The organism is Aedoeadaptatus nemausensis (assembly GCF_903819165.1).
Lineage (GTDB): Bacteria > Bacillota > Clostridia > Tissierellales > Peptoniphilaceae > Aedoeadaptatus > Aedoeadaptatus nemausensis.
In genome coordinates, this window is record NZ_CAIJCS010000068.1 from 1 (window position 1) to 294 (window position 294).

A 294-nucleotide genomic window follows, 5' to 3' on the forward strand; every position below is an offset into this window, starting at 1 on the left:
CTTAAATAAATTTGAAGATTTGATTTACGATGTTCTCGTATTTGATTGTATATGCAATTGTCATGGTTCAATGGGTTGCATCATAAGATGCATGGTGGAGATGAGGAGATTCGAACTCCTGACCCCCTGCTTGCAAGGCAGGTGCTCTCCCAACTGAGCTACACCCCCATATATAATTAAAGGTATAAGAGAATGTCCATCTTTGTGGCTCCTGCCCGCAGGCAAGAGCCTTCTTCCTTAGAAAGGAGGTGATCCAGCCGCACCTTCCGATACGGCTACCTTGTTACGACTTCA

The 294-nt window shown here is 44.9% G+C and carries 1 tRNA gene and 1 rRNA gene; both read right to left on the reverse strand.

What is annotated here, in order from left to right:
• Positions 1-92: 92 nt before the first annotated feature.
• Positions 93-168: transfer RNA gene (locus PEPTYR26121_RS08950), tRNA-Ala, on the reverse strand.
• Between the two features lie 73 nt (positions 169-241).
• Positions 242-294: ribosomal RNA gene (locus PEPTYR26121_RS08955) — 16S ribosomal RNA — on the reverse strand; the annotation flags it as partial.